Source organism: Variovorax sp. E3 (assembly GCF_016082275.1).
GTDB lineage: Bacteria > Pseudomonadota > Gammaproteobacteria > Burkholderiales > Burkholderiaceae_C > Variovorax.
This window is the reverse complement of record NZ_MOWM01000011.1, coordinates 51,311-71,904: the sequence shown is the minus strand read 5'-3', so window position 1 is coordinate 71,904 and position 20,594 is coordinate 51,311. Positions and strand designations below refer to the sequence as shown.

Sequence of the window (20,594 nt, the reverse complement as noted above, 5' to 3'; positions counted from 1 at the left end):
AGTTCAGATCGCGCCCGACTTGCGGGCCTCTTCAAGCTGGCCCTGCGACATGTGCAAGAGCTGCCCGTAAACGTCGGCGTTGTCGGCGCCCAAGGATCGGCCGGCATGTCGGAACGACGCGGGTGTCTCCGAAAGCCGCGGGACCGGCGCCGGCAGCACGAGTTCGCCCACGCGCGGGTCCTGGACGGTCATCAGGTTGCCGCGTGCGCGGTACTGCTCGTCCTCGAAGATCTCCTTGATCGAGTAGATCTGAGCGCACGGCACGCCCCCGGAGCGGGTGGCGGCGATCACGTCCTCGAGCGTGCGTTCGCTCATCCACTTCGCGACCAGGCCGTTGATCAGGTCGCGGTTCTCAACCCGGATGGCGCTGGTGGGGTACTGGTCGAAAAGCCGCGGCTGGTCCATGAGAACGGTCAGCCGTTCGAACATCTTGTCGTTCGTGCACGCCAGCGCGACCCACTCACCCGTGCGGGTCCGGTAGTGGCTGTGAGGCACGACGTTCACGGTGTCGGCGCCCATGCGTTCGCGCACCGTGCCGTACTTCGCATAAGCCGGCGCGATCTCGTCGAGCAGGCGGAAGACCGATTCATACAGCCCCAGGTCGATGAACTGACCACGGCCGGATTGATCCCGGGCGCGCAACGCCGTCAGCACGCCGATCGCTCCCCACATGCCGGACACGTAGTCGGCCATCGAGGTCGAGCCAGGCACCACGGGCGGTCCGTCCGCCTCGCCGGCAAGCCACGACAAGCCTGCGAAGGCGTGTGCGATGCGGGCGAAGCCCGGTTCACCGCGCTTGGGCCCGGTCTGTCCGTAGGCGCTGATTCGCAGCATGACGAGGCCCGGGTTCACCTCTCGCAGTGCTTCGTAGCCGAGGCCCCACTTCTCCAAGGTGCCTGGCCGGAAGTTCTCGAGGACCACGTCCGACGCCTTCACGAGTTCGCGGAACATCTGCGCGCCCTGCGGGCTGCGCAGGTCAAGCGTGACCGCCTTCTTGTTGCGTGCTTCGCTCATCCAGACCAGGCTGTCGCCGCACTCGGTGATCGTGCCGAATTTGCGCAACGCGTCACCGCCGTCGGGTTGCTCCACCTTGATGACCTCGGCGCCGAAGTCGGCAAGGATCGTTCCGCAGAACGGCGCCGCCACGAAAGTGGCGATGTCCAGGACACGGATGCCTTTCAACGCACCCGGTGCAAGTTCTTGTGCGCTTTCGTTTGATTCAGGCACCATGATCGTCTCGCGTTGTGTACGACACCGAAGCCTGTGCGCGGCCTCGTTGCGTGTGGTCTGTGGAGTTCATTCGCCAACTTTAGGGGCGGCATGATCAACACACAAACGCGTTTATTCCATCGATTGTGCAGTTCAATTGCACAGTGATGAGCCCGCGCCTTCAGCCGCATGGCGTCTCGAGCTTGCATGGGCGAAAGCGCCGCGCTGGGGCCCTGCGGCTGCGGCTGTCGCAAGCGAACCGCACAGCCGCGCGTGTGCCTCGCCACTCGCATCCCGCGGCTGCCCTGGACCCGACAAGCACGGTCGTCACCTTGTCCAGCGCACCCCGACGATCAATGGAAACGACTTCGCACCCGTTTGCGGGCGGTCAAGCGCTGGTGGCCGGGTGAGCGTTCTTCGCTTCACCGATCGCATAGAAGCGGCCGCCGGCGATGTAGTGAAGGCTGCGCCAGGACGGATCCGCCGTCTCGAAGTTCCAGTGCCCATGGCTGAACACGCGGGTATCGGCCCAGGCGCCGACGATCTCGCCGATGAACAGGTCGTAGCGGTCCTGGTTGTGCGGCTCGGGCATCACGCGGCATGCGAGCCAGGCCGAGCAACCGGCCACGAAGGGCTGCTCGTGCCCGTCGATGTTGAACAGCTCGACGCCGCTGCGCGCGAGCTTGTCCGGTTGCTCGGCCAGACTGCGGTGCCCCACCTGGTAGGTCAGGTCGAGTTGCGCAACGGTCGGCACCTGGATCACGAAGCCGCCGCTTTGCTCGACCAGCTCGCGGGTGCTGGCGATCTTGTCCAGCACCACGGTGAGCTTGGGCGGCGCGTAGTCCAGCGCGCACGCCCAGGATGCGGCCATCACGTTGTCCACGCCGCCATGGCGTGCGGAGACCAGGATCGTGGGGCCGTGGTTGATCAGGCGGAACGCCTTGTCCAGCGGCACCGGTGCAATATGTGGGTTCATGATGGTGGGTCCGGGTGGTGCATGCACGGGCACTCAAGCCATTTTCTCGGACGCAATGACCCTCACGCCTGGCTGCGGCGCCAGGGCCGCTTCGAGCAGTGACCGGGCAATGTTGGCGGCCGGGTTCAGCCGCCAGCGCCGAGGCAGCAGCGGTCCCGCAACTCGCAGCGCACTGACGATCACGCGCTCTCCCAGGCGGAACTCGTCGCGGTGGCCTCCGATCACGCCAGGGCGTACCAGCGTCAGTGCATCAAAACCGACCTGGCGCAGCGCATTCTCCAGCTCACCCTTGACCCGGTTGTAGAAGAACCGCGAAGCGGCATCCGCACCGATTGCCGAGTTCAGGACATAGGTCGGCGTGCCGTGGGCGTGAGCCCATCGCGCCACGGCCAACGGGTAGTCGTGGTCAACGCGGCGGAATGCCGCCTCGGACCCCGCCGTGCGCAGGGTGGTCCCCAAGGTGCAAATGACGGCGTCGGCGCGCCACCAGCCGGCCTCTTCGTCCAACCGCTCATAGTCCACCGGCGGCGACGACAACCTGGCATGCATCGGCAGCGCCCGCCGGGTCGGCGCGACGATGGTGTCCACCCGCGGGTCGGCCAGCGCACGTTGCAGCACGTGACGCCCCACCAAACCGGTGGCACCGACCAGCAGCAATTTCTTGGGGGTCTGCGTCATGCGCGAGAGAACCGTTCGACGGACTCGCCCACCGGCGTGTCGCCCTGGGTCAACTCGATGATCACGCGGCCCACCGCGGGGCGTTCGATGATCTCCAGCAGCGTCGCCGCCACATCATCGCGCGGCACCTCGCCGTAGGGAATGGCCAGGCCCGCGCGCACCTTTCCGGTACCAGGCGCGTCCACCAGCGTGCCCGGCCGCAGAATCACCCAGTCCAGGTCGCTCTCGGCCAGATGCACGTCCGCCAGCTTCTTCACGCGCATGTAGTTCTCGAACGTCTGCGAGACTTGCTCGCCACGAAATGACTCGGGGAAGGCCGACACCAGCAGAAAACGCCGCACGCCGGCCTTCCGCGCGGCGGCCACCGCCAACACCAGGCCGCGCCCGTCGATGGCGTTGGTCATCTCCTGGCCGCCCTTGCCGCCGGCGCCCGCGCAGAACACCACCACATCGCTGCCGGCCATGAGGGTGGCCAGTTGCACGGCATCGAGTTCCAACAGGCTGCCCAGCACCGGCGTCACCCCCAGCGCCTCGAGTTCCCCGGTTTGCGCCGGGTTGCGGTGCAACGCCCGAACCGGATAGCCGCGCTCGCGCAATTGCCTGGACAGGCGACGGGCAATCTTGCCAGCGCCGCCTGCGATGAATACCTGACCCATCATCGATTTCCTTTCATGTGATTGGAGAGTGGGTAGCGCCTCGAGGGCTTGCCGGGACGAAGGATCAGGGCGCCACGTGGGTGTGGAAGATCTTGCTGATCACCGTCCACTTTCCTTCCACTTTCAGCAGGTGGAAGAAATCGGTGAAGCAAAAGCCCGAGACGTCGTTGGTGTCAATGCGCGCGCTGGCGGCGGTGCCGACGATATCGACTCTGACGATGACACCCTGGGCTTCGGGCGACGGGCGGAACCCGCTGTCGATGCCGTCGAACAATGTCTGGATCGCTCCCCCGGTCAGCTTGCCATCGCCATCGACGCTGAACATCGTCGCCTTGTCGCTGAAGGCCGGCTTCATGATGCTGCTCTTGGCCTGCTTGCAGCCTTCGTTGTACTTGTTCAGCACCTCCACAATGGCTTGGTACTCGGGGACGTAGGTGGGTTTGCTCATGATTTCACTCCTGGTTTTTTGGACAAAGTCGATCGGGGAAAAAGCCGGCCGCTGCCGGCCGCGCGGGCGTCAAACCGTGCAGCCGTCCGCAACGGTTTTTTTCGTGGAGACCCAGGGTCCCAACTGGCGAAGCTTGTCTTCGCGGTGATCCAGCCACCAACCGGCCTGGATGTTCCAATCGGCATGCGCCGCATCCGGGCGGGCCGCCCCGAGCGTCTGCTGCGCATGCAACGGAAAGTGCGGATCGCGCAGCGCCGCATGGCCGAGCGCGACCAGGTCGGCTTGCCCCGAGGCGATGACCTCTTCGGCCTGGCGCGGGTCGGTGATCATTCCCACGGCCATGGTGCCGATGCGTGCCTGGCGACGGATCTGCGCAGCGAATGGCACCTGGAAGCCGTATCCGCTGGGGTACTCGAAAACACCGAAGCCGCCGGAGGAGCAATCGACGACATCGACGCCGACCGCCTTCAACGCCGCGGCGAAAGCCACGCTGTCGTCGATCGTCCAGCCACTGCGGCTGCCGTCGACAGCCGACACGCGAACGAACAGCGGCTTGTCCCGCGGCCAGACTTCGCGCACCTCGCGCGCGATCTCCAAGGGCAGGCGGATGCGGTTCTCGAAGCTGCCACCGTAGTGGTCGCTGCGATCGTTGGTCAGCGGCGACAGGAATGCGTTGAGCAGGAAACCATGCGCGCAGTGCAGCTCCAGCACGTCGAAACCTGCCCGCAAGGCGCGGCGCGCGGCGGCGACAAAATCCGCACGCACCTTCGCGATGCCCTCTGCATCCAGGGCCTCGGGTACCAGCCAGCCCTTGGCCGCTGGCCGCGCGCTCGGCGACACCACCGGCCACGGGTGCTCCCCGCGCGCGACATCCCGTTCGTCGAGCGGACCATTGCCTTCGAAGGCTCGCTGGATGCTGGCTTTGGGGCCGGCATGCGCAAGCTGGATGCCGGGTGTCGCACCGTAGGCCTTGGCGAAAGCGGCAATGCGCGACAGGCCTTCGATGTGGGCGTCATCCCACAGGCCAAGGTCGCCATGCGTGATCCGCCCGTTGGCCGAGACCGCTGTCGCCTCCACCATCAGCAGACCGAAGCCGCCGAGGGAAAACCGGCCGTAGTGGGTGGTGTGGTAGTCGTTGACACGCCCGTCTGTGGCCGTGTACTGGCACATCGGGCTGAGGGCGAAGCGGTTTCGCAGCGTCACGCCGCGCAAGGTCAAAGGCTCAAAAAGTTTGCTCATGGTTTCGTTGTCGAGGGATGGATTGATGGATTGCCCGGCGCGCGAAGCGGGCGATGGACCACAGCGCAAGAAGCGCCGCGACCAGCCCACCCCATGTCAGCCAGAGCGTGTAGGGGGTTGGTGGTGTCTGGCCGCGCAGGAGTTGCGCGATGTCGGATACCGAAGATCCCAGGTAGACGGACAGGAAGGTGCCCGGCAGCAGTCCCAGCCAGGAGGCCAGCAGAAAATCGCGCGCACCGATGCGGCTGGCGCCCAGGGCACAGCTCAGCGGCGCGAACGGCACGATGGACGCGAGCCGCAGCAAGAGCGCGATGCGAAAACCCTTCTGCCCCATCGCTTGATCCACGGCAGCGAAATGCGGGTGCCGGCCAAGGCGGCGGAGCACCCAGGGTCTTGCAAGGTATCGCGTGATGCCGAAGGCCAGCAAGGCCGACAGCAGACTGACCGGCGACACCAGCAACGTTCCCAGGAGCGGCCCGTACAAAAAGCCGGCAATGGCCGTCAGCGGCGTGGCCGGCACACAGGCGAGCGTTGCCAGAAGGTAGATGGCCGCGAACAGCAGCGCCCCGAGTACGCCGAGCGCGCGAAGCGCATCCACCCCCACAATCACTTGCTGCAGGATCGGTTCGATCATGCGGCCGCTCCGGCTGGAGATCCCGGGTGGGAGTGCATCAGCTGTGCGACGAACGGACCTCGCACGATCCCGAAGCGCATGACCAGCACTGCCTCTTTCAGAAAATCCGGGCCCCACCCTGCCATAGTTATTTAGCGATGACTACAAAATCGATATTGTATAGTGGACGCTACAGATGTCGTCAAGTTCCTCAGAAATTCCCCAGGCAAGAAGCACCATGTCGAGTAACAGATCGCCCACGGAGCCCCCTCAGAACAAGGGGGGACGTCCTCGCGGCTTCGACCGCGACCAGGCGTTGACGCGTGCACTCGATGTGTTCTGGCGCAGGGGCTACGAGTTGGCATCGGTGGCCGAGTTGTGTTCGGCAATGGGGATCAATCCGCCCAGCCTCTATGCCGCCTTCGGAAACAAGTCGAAGCTGTTTCTGGAAGCGGTGAACTTCTATGAGCATCGCTACTGGGATGCAACCTGGGAGGCGCTCGAAGCCGAACCCGACATTCATCGGGCCATCGCGAGTTTCTTCGATGCCTCCGCTCGCATTCTTCTGTCGCCGCAGGCGCTGTGGCTGCCTGGTGGCGCTGGCTGCAGTCAGCGTATCCGACGAGTCGGTCGAAGTGAGGGAGGCGATCGATGCATTGCGCCGCGAAGGCAAGGCGATCTTCGTCAAGCGCCTCAAGCGTGCTGTCAAGGAGGGTCAGCTTCCTGCGCAGACAGAACTGAAGTCGTTGGCGGGCGCGCTCAACACCATGCTTGAAGGGCTGTCGATTCAGGCACGCGACGGACTGAGCACGTCTGAAATGAGGCGCCTCGCGGCGCATGCAGTGCGCTTGCTGCCGGCCGGCGCATGCGCCGAGGTGACCGCTGCCTAGCGGCAGTGCCCCTCGCAAAGGCAGGCAGCAGGCTGCGCCGTGGCTATTGCGCGGTCCACCCACCGTCGACCAGGAGACCGGCACCCGTGACCATGCGCGCCGCCGGAGACGCAAGATAGACGGCGGCGGCGGCGATGTCCTCGACCTGCCCCATGCAACCCATCGGAATTCGCGAAACGAGGGTGTTGTATTTCTCGGGCGTGTCCACCACGCGGCGTACCAGCGGCGTGTCGATGAAGGTCGGACCGATGCTGTTCACCCGGATGCCGGCAGGGGCCAGTTCCACCGCCATCGCGCGTGTCAAGCCGACCACCGCATGCTTCGTCATGCAGTACACGCTGCGCATTTCGGAGCCGATGTGCCCCATCTGGGAAGCGATGTTGATGATCGATGCGCCCCGGGCTTTCCGGTCACCGTGCTCCTTCATCTTCTTCACCGCGGCCTGCGCCACCACGAAGTACGCGCGCGTGTTCAGGTCCATCAGGTAGTCGAGGTGCTCGTCCGTCACCATGTCCACGGGCTCCGGGATGTTGGAGCCTGCGTTGTTGACCAGGATGTCGAGCTCGGGCAGCCCTGCGATGACCGATCGAATGGCTTCGCTGTCCGTGACGTCGCACGGCTTGACGTCGGCCGACCCGCCCAGGCCGCGGATCCGCCCGGCCACCGCTTCGAGGTCGCTCCTGGTACGTGCGACCAGCACGACGTGAGCTCCTTGCTCGGCCAGCGCCTCGGCCATGGCGGCCCCCAGGCCCTTGCTGGCACCTGTGATCAAGGCGGTGCGACCGTCGATGCGGAAGCGCGATGCGATGGAGTTGGGTGTATTTGGTTTGTTCATGGTGTCTGCCGATGAGGTTTTGGGATGCGAAGCCTGCGGGTGGGTTGCTACATGCCCAGAAACGCCTTCCTGATGCTTTCGTCGTTGAGAAGATCCTTGCCGGTGCCTTCCATCACGATGTGTCCGTTCTCCAGCACATAGGACCGATCCACGATCTGAAGCGTCTTGCGCACGTTCTGCTCGACCATGAGGATCGTGATGCCACGGTCGTTCAACTTCTTGATGAGATCGAAGAGTTCCTGGACCAGCAACGGCGACAGCCCCAGAGAAGGCTCGTCGAACATCAGCAGCTTCGGCTTGCTCTGCATCGCTCGCGCGATGGCCACCATCTGCTGCTCGCCGCCTGAAAGCGTCTTGGCGATCTGCGTGCGGCGCTCCCGCAAGCGCGGCAGGAGCTGATAAGCCTCTTCGAGGCTCTCCTTGCGGACCTTGCGGGCCGCGGGGTGGGTCGAGCCGAGAAGAAGGTTCTCCTCCACGGTCATGAGCGGGAAGAGCCTGCGACCTTCTGGAATTTGCACGATGCCCAACGGCACGCGTTCGTACGCAGGTACGCCGAGTACGGACTTCCCCTCGAACTCCACGTGTCCGCTCGTCAGCTTGAGCAGGCCGGACATCGCGTTCATGAAGGTCGTCTTCCCGGCTCCGTTGGAGCCCAGGATGCTCACGATCTCACCTTGCCTGACGTGCAGGCTGACGCCGGCAAGTGCCTGCATTCCGTCGTAGTGCACCGACAGATCCTTGACCTCAAGCAGCATGGTCGACTCCCAGATACGCCGAAATGACTTGTGGATTGCGGATCACCTCATCAGGCGTTCCTTCGGCGATGTTCTCGCCGTAGCTCAGCACCAGCACGCGCTCGCACAACGCCATCACCGCGCGCATGACGTGCTCGATCATGACGATCGTCACGCCGCGGTCCCGGATGGTCCGCACCAGCGTGATGGCTTCCTCGACCTCGCTCGGCGTGAGCCCGGCCAGGATCTCGTCGAGCAGCAGGAGCTTGGGTTGCGTCGCCAGGGCTTTTGCAAGTTCCAGCCGCTTGCGGTCCACGATGGAGAGGTTCTTTGCGATCTGGTTGATGCGGCGGCCGAGACCGAGCTCGTGAACGATGCGCTCGGCCCGCTCGACCGCCTCGTGGCGGTTGGAGGTTCGCGCGAATGCGCCGACCACGACGTTGTCCAGAACCGTGCGGGACGGGAACGGCTTGACGATCTGGAAGGTCCGGCCGATCCCCAGCTTGCACAACTCGTGGGGCGGGTGCCCCGTGATGTCGGTGCCGCCGAACGTGATCCGGCCGCTGTCTGGCGGGATGTAGCCGGAGATCTCGTTGAACAGCGTCGACTTGCCCGCGCCGTTGGGACCGATGATCCCGTAGATCTGCCCCGCCTGGACCTTGAGGGACAGGTCCTTGGTCACGACCAGCCCGCCGAATCGCTTGTTGAGGCTCTCCAGGACAAGCATCGGTTGTTCAGCCAGAGCGCTCATTCGGCCACCCCCGCCACTTTTGTGGACGATTGCGAGGGCGCCACCGTCTCCTTGGTCGCGGCCGACGTCTGCGGGCCCAACCCGAGCAGGCGCAGAATCGGATGGATGATGCCCTGACCCGGCGGCATGAACAAGATGACCGACACCACCGCCAAGCCGTAGATGATGAGGTGCAGCCCTGAACTCGAGCTGCCCAGATACAGTTGCGTGATGGTCGCCAGCGTCGTCAGCACGATCGATCCGACCAGCGGTCCGAAGACCGTGCCGAGACCTCCGACCACGGCCAGGAACACCATCTGCACCGACAGGTCGATTCCTGCGATGTTGGCGGGCTCCGCGTAGCGGATCAACTGCACGAAGAACGTGCCGCCAATCGCCGTGAAGAAGGCCGACACGCCCGCTGCAACCAATTTGGTTCGCGCCGTGTTGATGCCCAGCGCCTTGGCCGCATCCTCGTCCTCCTTGATGGCGGTGAGGTAGTAGCCGAGTTTGGACCGGTCGATGTACCAGCAGACCAGCAGCACGATGGCCAGGAAGGCAAGGATGATGTAGTAGTACGGCACCTTGCTCAGGAACTGGAAATCCCACAGCCCGGCATCCGGAATCATCGGAACGCGCAGTCCCTCGGCGCCCCCCAGGTCGACAGGGCCGATCTCCTTGACGGTTTGAAGCAGCATCGACAGCGCTTCGGCGAACGCGATCGTCGCCAGTGAGTAGTAGGCCCCCTTCAAACGAAAGCTCGGGATGCCGATCATCACCGCCATGAAGGCCGCCGCAAAGGCCCCGACGATCATTCCGATCCACGGCGACAGCCCGAAATGCAGGGCAAGCAGCGTGGACGTGTAGCCTCCGATCGCCATGAAGGACGAGTGCCCCAGGGACAGTTGGCCGGCAAAGCCGCCCACGATGTTCCAGCTCGTGGACAGGTAGGCGTACAGCAGGATCATCACGACGCTGTGAAGCACGAAGGGGCTCTCGATCACCGCGGGCACAAACAGTGCAACCGACGCGAGGACGATGACGGGTAGGTATTTCTTCATGACGGCCCTCAGTGGTCGTGACGCGAACCGAACAGGCCCGACGGTCGAATGAACAAGAAGATCAGGAAGGCATAGAGCACCACCACGGACGACAGGGTGCTTGGAACCCAGAGCGTGCACAGTGACTCCACGATGCCGATCAGCAGCCCGCCCAGGAGAGCCCCCGGGATGCTGCCCAGCCCGCCCAGCAGCACGGTGAGGAACGCCTTGATGCCGAAGATGCCGCCGATGGAAGGGTGGACGTTGTAGAAGGGAATGAGCGCCACGCCCGCGGTACCCAGAACGGCCAACCCGATGCCGAATGCCATGTTGAAGACTCGGGGCACGTTCACTCCCATGAGCAACGCCGTGTTCCTGCTCTGTCCAACCGCGCGAATCGTGCGACCGAGCTCCGACTTGTGAAGGAAAACGTAGAAGGCGATCGATACCGTGACGGCGAGAACGAAGGCGTACAGCTTGGGCATGGCCACGATCACGGAGCCCCACTGAACCGTTTGGGTCGCAAACGTCGTGGAGATGGAGTGGTAGTTCGGTCCGAAGATGGCGAGAAAGACGTTCTCGATCAACACGCTCAAGCCGAAGGTCAGAACCAGGGCGCCGATCGGCTCGCGCACATCCGACTCCTTGTTGAGTACCCGCTGGATGAGCGCCCAGTTGATCAGGTAGCCTATCGCGAACATCGCGGGGACGACGATGATCAACGAGAGGTAGGGGTTGAGACCGAGCTTGGTGACGCTCATGTACGAGATGAACATGGACACCATCAAGAGCGCACCGTGGGCGAAATTGATCACTCGCATGATCCCGAACACCAAGGTGAGCCCGAGGGCGATCAGGCCGTAGATGGCGCCGATCAGAATGCCTTGAACTAAGAGTGATAGCACGACAGGACCTCAAAGGTTGGGGTGGAGGCACCGGCATGGGCTGGTCCCACCCGTGCCGGATGCGGGCGGCGGCGGTCCCGCCGGCCCGCGTTGCCGGCCAGCGAGTTCGCCGCTACCGCGGAACGACGATCAATATTCGGCGGGGAACGTGTACTTCTGACCTTCGCGCGCCTGGGCAGCCGGACCGACGGTCACTCGTTCGACCTTGCCGTTCACCCGCTTGAACTGCACCAGCACCATGCTGCTGGTGTCGGGGAAGGTGCCGGTCCCATCGAATTTGACGCGATTCGAATAGATCTGCGAGGGGCCGGATTGAAGGTCCGTGGCCGCAAAGGCATCTCGGATCTTGTCCGACTCCAAGCTGCCCGCGCGCTCCAGAACGTCTTTGATCACGTACACCCCGGTGTACTCCTTGGCGGTCTCGTTGTTGAGCAGCACACCGTACTTGTCGCTGAACTTCTTCGCCACGTCTTTCGAGAAGGGCCGGTTGACGTCGGGCTCCCATGCCGACACGTCGAACACGCCCAGGGCGGCGTCGCCGGCATTCTTGAGGTAGTCCGGATCCGATTGCGCCGCAGAAGTTGCGAAGAAGGCTTTGGGCTTGACTCCTTGCTCCTTGAAGCTCTTGGCCATCATCACAGCCGCCGGCATGAACGAATTGGCCAGCAGCACGACGTCGGGCTTGGCAGCCTTCACCTTGGTGACCACAGGCGAGGGGTCGCTGGTCTTGGGGTCAAAGGGCTCGTCCAGGACGATTTGCCAGCCGTGCGAGGGAATGAGCTTGCGCCATTGCAGGGCAGCACCCTGCCCGTAGCCCGAGTTTCGAAAACGAGCGCAACCGTCTTTACCGGGGAATTGGATTCCTTGGCCATCGTCTGTATGAAATCGAGCTGCGCGGCGATGCGCATCGACGTCTTCTCGGCAAGACGGAACACGTACTTGAAGTTGGGTCGGTTGGTGATCGAATCGTCCGAAGAGACGGGCACCCACCAGACTTTCTTGTACCGTTCCGCCACCTCCGAAGCCGGCAGCGTGACACCCGAGTTGTAGGCGCCTGCCAGGAACTCCACCTTCTCCTGCGCGATGAGTCGCTCGGCCTCCTGCACAGCGACTTGGGGCTTGCTCTGCGTGTCCGCGTACACGATCTTCAACTTGGCGCCACCGAGGGCCTTGATGCCGCCGGCGCCGTTGATTTCCTCGACGGCCATGTCCACCGCTCGCTTGCTCTGCTGGCCTTGAGGCGCGCTGTCGGCGCTCATCGGAAGCAGGTAGCCAATCTTGATCTCCTTCACCTGGGCAAAGCCGGGGCCTGCGAAACCCATGGCGCCGGCGAGGGCGAGGGTCGTCAGGGAATTGAATCGCTTTTTCATATCGGTCTCCGTTTATTGCGATGGTCCGTACCTTTGTTCTCGCCGCTTCGTCATCCTGGATGCCGCGGGACACGAAGGCCGTGTGGCGAACAGTGAAGTGCACTCGCTTCGCCGCAGCCGCGGTGAAGTTCGCAAGGGCCAGCTGCAACGGGCCGCGATACCTCGCCCGGTCCGTTCGGCAACTTGCCTTCCACTTGTCCGCGCCGACTTTAGGATTGAACAAAGGCTGAGACAAACGCGTTTATCTTCTAGATTGTGCGGTTTGACCGCACAGTCGGCAGATGCGGATTGCCAATGAAAAAGCCGGGTCAGTTCGATGACCCGGCTTTGTCAAGAATTGCGGACACGTTTCCCGCTTCAACGAAGAAGGCAAGCGGCCGCGCCGCGCCTTTGGAACTATTTGCCCAGATTGGTCTTGAGTTCTTGCGATGCCTGCGCGACCGCGCTGCGGGGCGCCGGCAGATGGCTGAACGCATTCGACAGCCCAAAATCGTGAATCATGCCGTTGTAGCGCACCGACTTCACATGCACACCCGCGGCGTCGAGCTTGCGACCATACGCTTCGGCTTCATCGCGCAGGACATCGAATTCAGCGGTCTGGATCAGTGTCGGCGGCAGGCCCTTGAGCTGCTCGGCCGTCGCCTGCAGCGGCGACGCGTAGATCTGCTTGCGTGCCTTCGCGTCGCTCGTGTAGTGGTCCCAGAACCATGCCATCAAGTCCTTCGTCAGGAAGTAGCCGTTGGCAAACTCCTTGTACGACGGCGTGTCGAAGTTCGCATCCGTCACCGGGCACAGCAATACTTGCGAACGCAGCGCAGGTGCGCCCTTCTCGTTCGCCATCAAGGCGACCACGGCGGCCAGATTGCCGCCCGCGCTGTTGCCGGCCACGGCGAGGCGCTTGCCGTCGATGTGGATCTCCTGGCCATGCTCGGCCACCCATCGGGTCGCGGCATAGGCTTGCTCGACGGCAACGCCGTATCCCGCCTCGGGCGACAAGGTGTAGTTGACGAAGACCGCCACCGCGCCCGAACCAACCACCAGGTCGCGCACCAAACGTTCGTGGGTCGGGAAGTCCCCCAACACCCAGCCGCCGCCGTGGAAGTACATGAACGCGGGCAGCGTCCTGTGTTCGCTGCCTGCCGGGCGCACGATGGTGAGCTTCAGGTCGCCGTCATTGACACGGATCGTCTTCTCGCTGACGTCGGCCGCCGGCAGGGCTACCTTGGCGGCGGCCTGGGCTCCCACCAATGCGGCGCGGGCTTCGGCCGGCGTCATGGCGTCGAGCGTCTTGACGCCTTCAAGGGATTGCAAGAATTTTGCTACGTTGTGCTCGACGCCCGGCAGGTCGGCTGCACAAGCGCTGCCGGCCGCCAGTGACAGGGCGGAAACGGCGAGAGCGGAGGCGAGGGGTTTCATGTTCTTTTTCAGGGAGGGTGATGCGAACGCCGCAGACGGCGCAGATGCGGGCGCTGGTCAAGGCGCCGCGTGCGTCTGGAAGATCTTGCTGACCACTGTCCACTGCCCATCGACCTTCAACAGATGGAAGAAGTCGGTGAACGAAATGCCTGACATATCGTTGGCGTCGATGCGGGCGCTGGCCGCCGTGCCGACGATCTCGATGCGGGTGATCGCGGCCGTGGCTTCAGGCGACGGACGGAAACCCTTGTCGACGCCCTCGAACAGAATCGGAATCGCGCCGCCGACCAGTTTGCCATCAGGGCCGACGCTGTACATCGTCGCCTGGGGGCTGAAAGCGGACTTCATGATGCTGCTTTTGGCCTGCTTGCAGCCTTCGATGTACTTGTTCAGCACTTCGGAGATGGCTTGGTAGTCGTGCACGTACGTCGGTTTGCTCATGGTTTTTCCTTGGTTGGCTTGTGGGCGGCTTGGCGAATCCGCGGCCTGGGCGGTTGCACCCATGCCAATGGCGATCGCCGCGAAAATCAAAGTCTTGATGAAAGTCGTCTTCACTTCGCTACTCCTGCTGAGGGTCGCGATGACCCGTCGATTCCACATCGAATGGTGGGTGGGCATTCAAACCGCGCAACCCGCAAGCGCAGGCCAGTCGGTGTAACCCTTGGCGCCGTTGCCGTAGTAGGTTTCGCGCGGGGCCACAGCCAGTTCAGCGCCCGCCTTCAAGCGATGCACCAGATCGGGATTGGCAATGAACGGACGGCCGAAGGCGACGGCATCGACCTTTCCGTCCAACCGGCGGTTCACCGCCAGCGCCAGGTCATAGTTGTTGTTGCCGATGTAGGGGCCTTTGAACCGCGCGCGCAGTGCATCGAGGTCCACGCCTTCGGGCACAGATCGCGAGGTGGCCGTGGCGCCCTCGACAAAATGCATGTACGCCAGTTGGAAGCGATTGAGTTGCTCGATCAGATGGCCATACGTCTGCATGACCTGGCTGTCCAGAGGCGTGTTACCCGCATCCGGCGTTACAGGGGAGAGTCGAATGCCGACGCGGCCGGGACCCCAGACTTGCACCACCGCCGCGGTCACTTCCAATGTGAGCCGGCTGCGGTTTTCGATCGTGCCGCCGTATTCGTCGCTGCGCTGGTTTGTGGAATCGCGCAGGAACTGGTCCAGCAGATAGCTGTTGGCCGAATGCACTTCCACGCCATCGAAGCCGGCGCGCTTTGCGCATTCCGCGGCGTGCCGGTATTGCTGGATGATGCCGGGAATCTCGGACGTTTCCAGTGCTCGCGGCATCGAGACATCCAGCATCCCCTTTTCGGTATAGGTCTGCCCTTGCGCCCGAATCGCCGAAGGTGCCACGGGAGCTGCTCCGTCCGGCTGCAGGTCCACATGCGAGAAACGCCCTACGTGCCACAGTTGGCACACGATCAAGCCACCGGCTGCATGCACAGCGTCTGTCACTCTTTTCCAGCCCGCGACCTGTTCTTGCGTCCAGATGCCTGGCGTCAACGCATAGCCCAGCCCCTGCGCGGAAATGTTGGTCGCCTCGCTGATGATCAAACCCGCGCTGGCCCGCTGTGCGTAGTAGCGGGCGTGCATGTCGTTGGGCACGCCATCGGGGCCCATTCGACTGCGCGTGAGCGGCGCCATGACAATGCGGTTTGCGAGCGCCAGCGCACCCATCGCCACTGGCGAAAAGAGATCGCTGGGAGAACTTCTGAGCGTCATTCTGTATTTCCTTCGGCATTCACGTTGCATGAAGAATTCATGCGATACCCGCAGTATTGGCGCCGGCGATAATGACGTAAATAGTCAGAAGCGCAGATACGGTATGAACAGAAAGCTCACAATCAAAGACGTGGTGGCGGTCCCGCCACCGATGCATCTTCCAGGGCTTCTGACGTTCGAGGCGGCGGCCAGGCACTTGAACTTTGCCCGGGCCGCGGCAGAACTGGGCGTCACCCCCACCGCGGTGTCGCGCACCATCAAGACCGTGGAAGCGCAATTGAATGTGCGGCTATTCAACCGCACCACGCGCAGCGTCAACCTGACCGAGGCTGGCTCGTCACTGAATTCGAAAATCGCACCCGCGCTTGCATTGATCAAGGACTCCCTGTCGGAAGCCTTGCTGGCGAACGACCAGCCGTCCGGCACCGTGCGGATCAATTCCTCGTACGTCGCATACCGCATGTTGATCGAACCCCATATGGACGCCTTCCTGGCGAAGTTCCCGTTGATCCATGTCGAGATATCGTTGGACAACGTGCTCGGCGACATCGTCAATGCCGGCTTTGACGTCGGCATACGGATGGGCAAGAAGGTGCAGAACGACATGGTGGCCATGCAGTTGGGGCCCGCACAAAAAGAATCGTGGTGGCCGCCCCGGACTATTTCCAGGGCCGCAAGGAACCCAGGTCCATCGATGACCTGCTGAACCACGACTGCATTCGACAACGCTATTCCGTAGGAGGCCGGTGGTTCGAGTGGAAGTTCGATTCGGCGGGTCAGATGATTCAGATCGACGTGCAGGGGCGTCTTCTATTCGACGAAATGAGGTCTGTCGTCGAGGCGGCCGCGCGAGGGCAAGGCATCGGTTTCGTATTCGAGGATTTTGTGGAGCAGGAGTTGGCCAGCGGCCAGTTGCGGCAAATTCTGAAGCGGCACAGCGGCATGGACGATGCGTTTCATCTGTACTACCCGCATCGCAAGCACATGCCAGGAAAGCTGCGCGCATTCGTTGATTTCATGCTCGGTGCCAATTGTCTTGTGCCATGAGCCGAGGTTTTTCTCGGTATGCGATAGAGCGCAGAGAAGAAGCCTGCGCACGCTGCGTTGTCGGGCGAGCAGGCCGTGCGAGACATGGCGCGAATGAAGTTCGCATCGCTTATCCGCGATAGTCGACCTGGCCCGCAGTAGTGCGATCAGGGCAGGCCCGCCGCGGATCCCGCAGGCTCCCGGTTGTCGTGCGCGCCCGTCATCCGTCCGGTCTTCGGATCGACCACGATCGCGTCGAGCACGTTGAGTACCTTGTTCGGAGCATCGGCCGTGAAGCGGTGTCCCATTCCCAGCAACAGCTTGCGCGCATCGGGTGGCACCGCCTGCCCTTCCACGAAAACGGTGTCGGGCAGCCACTGGTGATGGATCCGGTCCGCATCGACGGCATCCTTCACGCTCATGCCGTGATCGATCACGTTCGAGATCGCCTGGACCGTGCCGCTGATGATGCGCGGCCCGCCTGCGGCGCCCACGACCATGAAGACCTTCCCGTCCTTCAGGATCACCGTGGGCGCGAGGGAGCTCAGCGGACGCTTCTCGGGCGCGATGGCGTTGGCCTCGCCTTGCACCAGCCCATAGGCGTTGGGCGCGCCGACCTTCGCGGCAAAGCCGATCATGGTGTCGTTGAGAAAGAAACCGGCCTTGCCGGCGATCTTGCCGGTGCCGAACCACTGTCCGAGCGAGTAGGTGATCGCCACGGCGTTGCCGTCCTTGTCGACAACGCCGAAGTGCGTCGTGTGCTTCTGCTCGCCCGGTGCCGGCGGGGCCGAGATCTCCGACGACGGTGTGGCGCGCCCGGCCGATATGCGCGTCCGCAGCGCGGACGCGTAGGCCGTCGAGGTCAGGCGGTCGATCGGATTGGTCACGAACCGGGGGTCCCCCATCGCAAGGTTGCGGTCCGCGAAGGCGAGTCGCAGCGACTCGACCAACGTGTGCAGGTTGGCGCTCGATCGATAGCCCAGCTCGCCAACCGGAAAGCCTTCCAGGATGTTGAGGGTCTCGCACACCGATGTCCCGCCCGAGCTGGGCGGTGCGCTCGAGATGATCTCGTGCCCACGGTACCGGCAGCGCACCGGCGCATGGTCCAGGGCTTGGTACCTGGTGAAGTCGGCGTTCGACAGGATGCCGCCACCTTTGCTGCTGGCGCGCACGATCTCGTCGCGATCCAGCCCCGGTAGAAGGCATCGGGCCCCTGCGCGGCGATCGACGCCAAGGTGTTCGCGAGCTGGGGTTGCCTGAAGCGCTCGCCCACCGCATACGGACGCCCATTGTTCATGAAGTACTTTTTGATCAACGGTTCCGATGCCGCGAGTTCTGTCAGCATGTCCGAGTAGTGCACGACGTCGTCCCACTGCCCGACGACGAAACCCTCGCGAGCAATGCGGATCGCCGGCTGCACCAGCGTCGCGAGCGGCCGCGTGCCAAATTTCGCCCGGGCCCGCTCCAGGCCGGCGACCGTGCCGGGAACGGCGACACCGGGCCACGATCTTTCACCCGCATCGCCTGCGATGTTGCCGCTGGCATCAAGGAACATGTTGCGCGTCGCCGCCAACGGGGCGGCCTCACGGAAGTCGATCATGGTCTCTCGGCCGTCAGCCATACGCACGACCATGAAACCGCCGCCGCCGATGTTGCCGGTTGGGGCATGGTCACGGCGAGCGCATAGCCGATGGCCACCGCGGCATCGACCGCATTGCCTCCGGCCTGCAGGACCGACACACCCACATCGGTGGCCAGGCGATGGGCACTGGAGACCATGCCGTTGCGGCCTTCCGCCGGGAAGGCGGACACCGCGTGGGACGCACCGGCCGACAGCAGTGGGACCGTACAGGCCAGCACTTGCAGTGCCGCACGTGCCAGGGTGGAATGGATCATGGCTGTTTCTCCTTGCGTCATTGCGGAAGCGCTGTCGGTTTGCGTGGTGCCGGCTCAGTCGACGTGGGCGCCGGACTCTTCCACGATTTTTTTCCAGCGTGCGAGGTCACTGGAGATCGATTGCCTGAACGCTGCAGGCGTCGCCAGATAGGGTTTCGCGCCCTGTGACGCCAACCCCTGAATGACGGCGGGGTCACGCAGGGCTTGCCGGGTCGCATCGGCCAAGGCGGCCACGATGGCAGGCGGTGTCGCGGCGGGCGCGAACAGGCCGTACCACGGCGTCTCGCCGAAGCCTGGCACCGTCTCGGCAATGCTGGGGACGCCCGGGAGCGACTCCAGCCGCTCCTTGTTGGCGACCGCCAGCACCTTGAGCTTGCCGCCCTTGATGAAGGCCCCGGACGAGGCCAGCGCTTGGTAGGCGATGGAGACACGTCCGCTCATGACGTCGGTGGCTGCGGCGGGCGCGCCGCGGTAGGGAATGTGCGTGATCTGCACGTCCGCCGCCCTGTTGAACATCTCTCCCAGCAGATGGTTGAGCGTGCCGTTGCCGGCCGAGGCAAAGGTCAGCTCGCCGGGCTTGGCCTTGGCCAGCTCGATCAGCTCATTCACGTTGTTCGGCGCAAAGGTCGGCGCGGCCACCAGCACCATCCCGCCGGTGGCGAAGGGCGCAACGGGCACGAAGTCCTTCTCGGGCGAGAAGCCCGGGTTCTTGTAGAGAAACGGATTGACGAGGTGGGCGCTGCTCACGTTGAAGAGCAGCGTGTAGCCGTCCGCCGGCGCACGGGCCGCGGCCACGATGCCGATGTTGCCGCCCGCGCCCGGACGGTTGTCGACCACCACCGACTGCTTCAGGAGAGTCGACATCTTTTGCGCGACGATGCGCAGCACGACGTCGCTCGCGCCACCCGCGGCTTGCGGCACGATGATGGTGATCGGCTTCTGCTGCGGATAGGTCTCTGCGGCGTGCGCCTGCATGCCTTGGAGAAGCGCCATCCCACCGGCGATCAGTGTGCAGGCCATGCGTCGGGTCGTTGTCATCGGGTTTCCTTGATTGAAGATCGAAGTGATGGGCCCCGGCCTAGACGGGCTTGCCCAGGTGGAACAGGCAATCGCCGACCTCGCACGCGGCCATCGCCCGTTCGCAGATCACGATGCCGTCGGTGGCGAAGTACGCCTCCGCCGGCGGGCGCAGCGGGGTTTCCGGAAAGTAGACTCGCCCGGCCAAGTCGCCTGCGCGCACCCGGTCTCCCAAGGCCACCGCTGCTTCGAAGATGCCGTTCGCCGACGCGTAGACGAAGGCCTCCGGCGGCACGCTCACGAATTGCACGGCGCCCGGCGGCGCGATGCCGTCGGGTGCGATGGCGCCGAAGTGCGCCAGCACGCGCATGACGCCCTGCTCGCACAGGGCGCGGTAGGCCGGGTCGACCCAGCCTCGCCCGCCGAGCTCCGTGCCGATGCGGATGATCTTGTTGCGCAGGGCCGCGTCGTAGCTCGTGCCCATGCCGCCGCGCCCTTCGAAGAGAACGCCGTAAGGCGCACCGAAAACCGCCATGAGCGCTTTGCTCTGCGCAAGCAGTTCAGGGTTGTCCGCCGCCAGCGAGACGGTGGACGGCAGGTAGTTGAGCGAGGAGCCGCCGCTGTGCAGGTCGAGCACCACATCGACGCGGCTGAACAGCTCGGTCTCGATGAAGTGCGCAATCATCTGCGAGGGCGTGCCGCTCGCATCGCCGGGAAAGATGCGGTTGAGGTTTTCGCCGTCCAGGGACGAGGTTCGCAGTCCGGCCTTGGCCGCCGGATAGTTTGCCATCGGCAAGATGAGGATCTGGCCGCGCACCGCATCGGGCGTCAGCGACTGCGCCAGACGTGTCAGCGTGACCTGCCCTTCGTACTCGTCGCCATGCGTGCCCGACATCAGCAGCACCCGCGGCCCGTCGCCGTTGCGGATGCTGACCAGCGGGATCGGCAGCCAGCCGTAGGCCGAGCGATGCACGGAATGCGGCAGCCGTGCATGGCCGGCGTGCTTGCCGTTCTGGTCCAGGGGAAAATCGATACTGATTCGGCTTCTGGGCATGTTTGGGTTTCCGGTGAGAGCGGCCGCAGCGGGTGTCTGCTGGCGATGAAATTCATTGTGTTGGACTGCCCACCGTCGTGCAAAATCAAATCGCCCATAGCAATTCCAAAAAGCTATCGCTGATTTTTTCT

Annotated in this window: 21 protein-coding genes and 3 pseudogenes; 4 read left to right on the top strand and 20 right to left on the bottom strand. The window is 63.9% G+C overall.

Annotation, left to right across the window (positions count from 1 at the left end):
* Nucleotides 1-3: 3 nt before the first annotated feature.
* The 7 genes from BMG07_RS06710 to BMG07_RS06680 all read right to left on the bottom strand — a co-directional run bounded on the left by BMG07_RS06710 (nucleotide 4) and on the right by BMG07_RS06680 (nucleotide 5,840).
* Nucleotides 4-1,230, bottom strand: a complete 1,227-nt coding sequence (locus BMG07_RS06710) for a CaiB/BaiF CoA-transferase family protein (protein ID WP_198083902.1) — start codon at nucleotides 1,228-1,230, stop codon at nucleotides 4-6.
* A gap of 367 nt (nucleotides 1,231-1,597) precedes the next feature.
* A complete protein-coding gene (locus tag BMG07_RS06705; RefSeq protein WP_198083901.1) occupies nucleotides 1,598-2,185 on the bottom strand; it encodes a flavin reductase family protein in 588 nt (195 codons plus the stop codon).
* Nucleotides 2,186-2,218: 33 nt separating this feature from the next.
* Nucleotides 2,219-2,863 carry an NAD(P)H-binding protein gene (locus tag BMG07_RS06700; RefSeq protein WP_198083900.1) on the bottom strand — a complete coding sequence of 215 codons (645 nt, stop codon included), beginning with the start codon at nucleotides 2,861-2,863 and terminating at the stop codon, nucleotides 2,219-2,221.
* Nucleotides 2,860-3,519: an SDR family oxidoreductase gene (locus BMG07_RS06695; RefSeq protein ID WP_198083899.1), complete on the bottom strand. Its 660-nt coding sequence runs from the start codon at nucleotides 3,517-3,519 to the stop codon at nucleotides 2,860-2,862. Before BMG07_RS06695 ends, BMG07_RS06700 begins: the two co-directional genes overlap by 4 nt.
* A 64-nt stretch (nucleotides 3,520-3,583) precedes the next feature.
* Nucleotides 3,584-3,967, bottom strand: a complete 384-nt coding sequence (locus tag BMG07_RS06690; protein WP_198083898.1) for a nuclear transport factor 2 family protein — start codon at nucleotides 3,965-3,967, stop codon at nucleotides 3,584-3,586.
* 69 nt (nucleotides 3,968-4,036) lie between these two features.
* A complete protein-coding gene (locus BMG07_RS06685; protein WP_198083897.1) occupies nucleotides 4,037-5,206 on the bottom strand; it encodes an NADH:flavin oxidoreductase/NADH oxidase in 1,170 nt (389 codons plus the stop codon).
* Entirely contained in the window at nucleotides 5,190-5,840 is a 651-nt protein-coding gene (locus BMG07_RS06680) for a TVP38/TMEM64 family protein (protein WP_198083896.1), read from the bottom strand. Before BMG07_RS06680 ends, BMG07_RS06685 begins: the two co-directional genes overlap by 17 nt.
* Before the next feature lie 175 nt (nucleotides 5,841-6,015).
* Here BMG07_RS06680 and BMG07_RS41690 point away from each other — a divergent pair.
* Both BMG07_RS41690 and BMG07_RS41685 read left to right on the top strand, forming a co-directional pair.
* A pseudogene (locus BMG07_RS41690) lies at nucleotides 6,016-6,261 on the top strand (TetR/AcrR family transcriptional regulator); the annotation flags it as partial.
* Between the two features lie 151 nt (nucleotides 6,262-6,412).
* Nucleotides 6,413-6,709 (top strand): hypothetical protein, encoded by a 297-nt coding sequence (locus tag BMG07_RS41685; RefSeq protein ID WP_269758737.1) that lies wholly within the window; start codon nucleotides 6,413-6,415, stop codon nucleotides 6,707-6,709.
* Between the two features lie 43 nt (nucleotides 6,710-6,752).
* Here BMG07_RS41685 and BMG07_RS06670 read toward each other — a convergent pair whose 3' ends face one another.
* The 9 genes and pseudogenes from BMG07_RS06670 to BMG07_RS06625 all read right to left on the bottom strand — a co-directional run bounded on the left by BMG07_RS06670 (nucleotide 6,753) and on the right by BMG07_RS06625 (nucleotide 15,470).
* Nucleotides 6,753-7,544: an SDR family NAD(P)-dependent oxidoreductase gene (locus BMG07_RS06670; protein WP_269758728.1), complete on the bottom strand. Its 792-nt coding sequence runs from the start codon at nucleotides 7,542-7,544 to the stop codon at nucleotides 6,753-6,755.
* A gap of 47 nt (nucleotides 7,545-7,591) precedes the next feature.
* On the bottom strand, nucleotides 7,592-8,299 hold the full coding sequence (locus tag BMG07_RS06665) for an ATP-binding cassette domain-containing protein (protein WP_198083894.1): 708 nt from the start codon (nucleotides 8,297-8,299) through the stop codon (nucleotides 7,592-7,594).
* Complete coding sequence (locus BMG07_RS06660; RefSeq protein WP_198083893.1) at nucleotides 8,289-9,029, bottom strand: ABC transporter ATP-binding protein; 741 nt, start codon at nucleotides 9,027-9,029, stop codon at nucleotides 8,289-8,291. Before BMG07_RS06660 ends, BMG07_RS06665 begins: the two co-directional genes overlap by 11 nt.
* Nucleotides 9,026-10,069: a branched-chain amino acid ABC transporter permease gene (locus BMG07_RS06655; protein WP_198083892.1), complete on the bottom strand. Its 1,044-nt coding sequence runs from the start codon at nucleotides 10,067-10,069 to the stop codon at nucleotides 9,026-9,028. Before BMG07_RS06655 ends, BMG07_RS06660 begins: the two co-directional genes overlap by 4 nt.
* Nucleotides 10,070-10,077: 8 nt before the next feature.
* On the bottom strand, nucleotides 10,078-10,953 hold the full coding sequence (locus BMG07_RS06650) for a branched-chain amino acid ABC transporter permease (RefSeq protein ID WP_198083891.1): 876 nt from the start codon (nucleotides 10,951-10,953) through the stop codon (nucleotides 10,078-10,080).
* Between the two features lie 129 nt (nucleotides 10,954-11,082).
* Nucleotides 11,083-12,275, bottom strand: a pseudogene (locus BMG07_RS41680) (ABC transporter substrate-binding protein).
* Between the two features lie 444 nt (nucleotides 12,276-12,719).
* Nucleotides 12,720-13,739 carry an alpha/beta hydrolase gene (locus BMG07_RS06635; protein ID WP_198083889.1) on the bottom strand — a complete coding sequence of 340 codons (1,020 nt, stop codon included), beginning with the start codon at nucleotides 13,737-13,739 and terminating at the stop codon, nucleotides 12,720-12,722.
* A gap of 57 nt (nucleotides 13,740-13,796) precedes the next feature.
* Nucleotides 13,797-14,294, bottom strand: a complete 498-nt coding sequence (locus BMG07_RS06630; RefSeq protein ID WP_307866886.1) for a nuclear transport factor 2 family protein — start codon at nucleotides 14,292-14,294, stop codon at nucleotides 13,797-13,799.
* Nucleotides 14,295-14,357: 63 nt separating this feature from the next.
* On the bottom strand, nucleotides 14,358-15,470 hold the full coding sequence (locus BMG07_RS06625; protein ID WP_198083888.1) for an alkene reductase: 1,113 nt from the start codon (nucleotides 15,468-15,470) through the stop codon (nucleotides 14,358-14,360).
* 103 nt (nucleotides 15,471-15,573) lie between these two features.
* Between BMG07_RS06625 and BMG07_RS41675 the strand changes: the two genes are divergently transcribed.
* Together BMG07_RS41675 and BMG07_RS41670 are read left to right on the top strand one after the other, a co-directional pair.
* Nucleotides 15,574-16,176: a LysR family transcriptional regulator gene (locus BMG07_RS41675; protein WP_307866885.1), complete on the top strand. Its 603-nt coding sequence runs from the start codon at nucleotides 15,574-15,576 to the stop codon at nucleotides 16,174-16,176.
* Nucleotides 16,116-16,517 (top strand): LysR substrate-binding domain-containing protein, encoded by a 402-nt coding sequence (locus BMG07_RS41670; protein ID WP_307866884.1) that lies wholly within the window; start codon nucleotides 16,116-16,118, stop codon nucleotides 16,515-16,517. Before BMG07_RS41675 ends, BMG07_RS41670 begins: the two co-directional genes overlap by 61 nt.
* A gap of 146 nt (nucleotides 16,518-16,663) precedes the next feature.
* On the opposite strand, the pseudogene ggt reads toward BMG07_RS41670, so the two are convergent.
* From ggt to BMG07_RS06605, 4 genes and pseudogenes are all read right to left on the bottom strand, one after another.
* Nucleotides 16,664-18,096: pseudogene (gene ggt, locus BMG07_RS06615) on the bottom strand (gamma-glutamyltransferase).
* A complete protein-coding gene (locus BMG07_RS41665; RefSeq protein ID WP_269758727.1) occupies nucleotides 18,093-18,392 on the bottom strand; it encodes a gamma-glutamyltransferase in 300 nt (99 codons plus the stop codon). Before BMG07_RS41665 ends, ggt begins: the two are co-directional and overlap by 4 nt.
* Nucleotides 18,393-18,446: 54 nt before the next feature.
* Nucleotides 18,447-19,430 carry a tripartite tricarboxylate transporter substrate binding protein gene (locus tag BMG07_RS06610; protein WP_198083887.1) on the bottom strand — a complete coding sequence of 328 codons (984 nt, stop codon included), beginning with the start codon at nucleotides 19,428-19,430 and terminating at the stop codon, nucleotides 18,447-18,449.
* A 40-nt stretch (nucleotides 19,431-19,470) separates the two neighbouring features.
* On the bottom strand, nucleotides 19,471-20,463 hold the full coding sequence (locus tag BMG07_RS06605; protein WP_198083886.1) for a succinylglutamate desuccinylase/aspartoacylase family protein: 993 nt from the start codon (nucleotides 20,461-20,463) through the stop codon (nucleotides 19,471-19,473).
* Nucleotides 20,464-20,594: the final 131 nt, after the last annotated feature.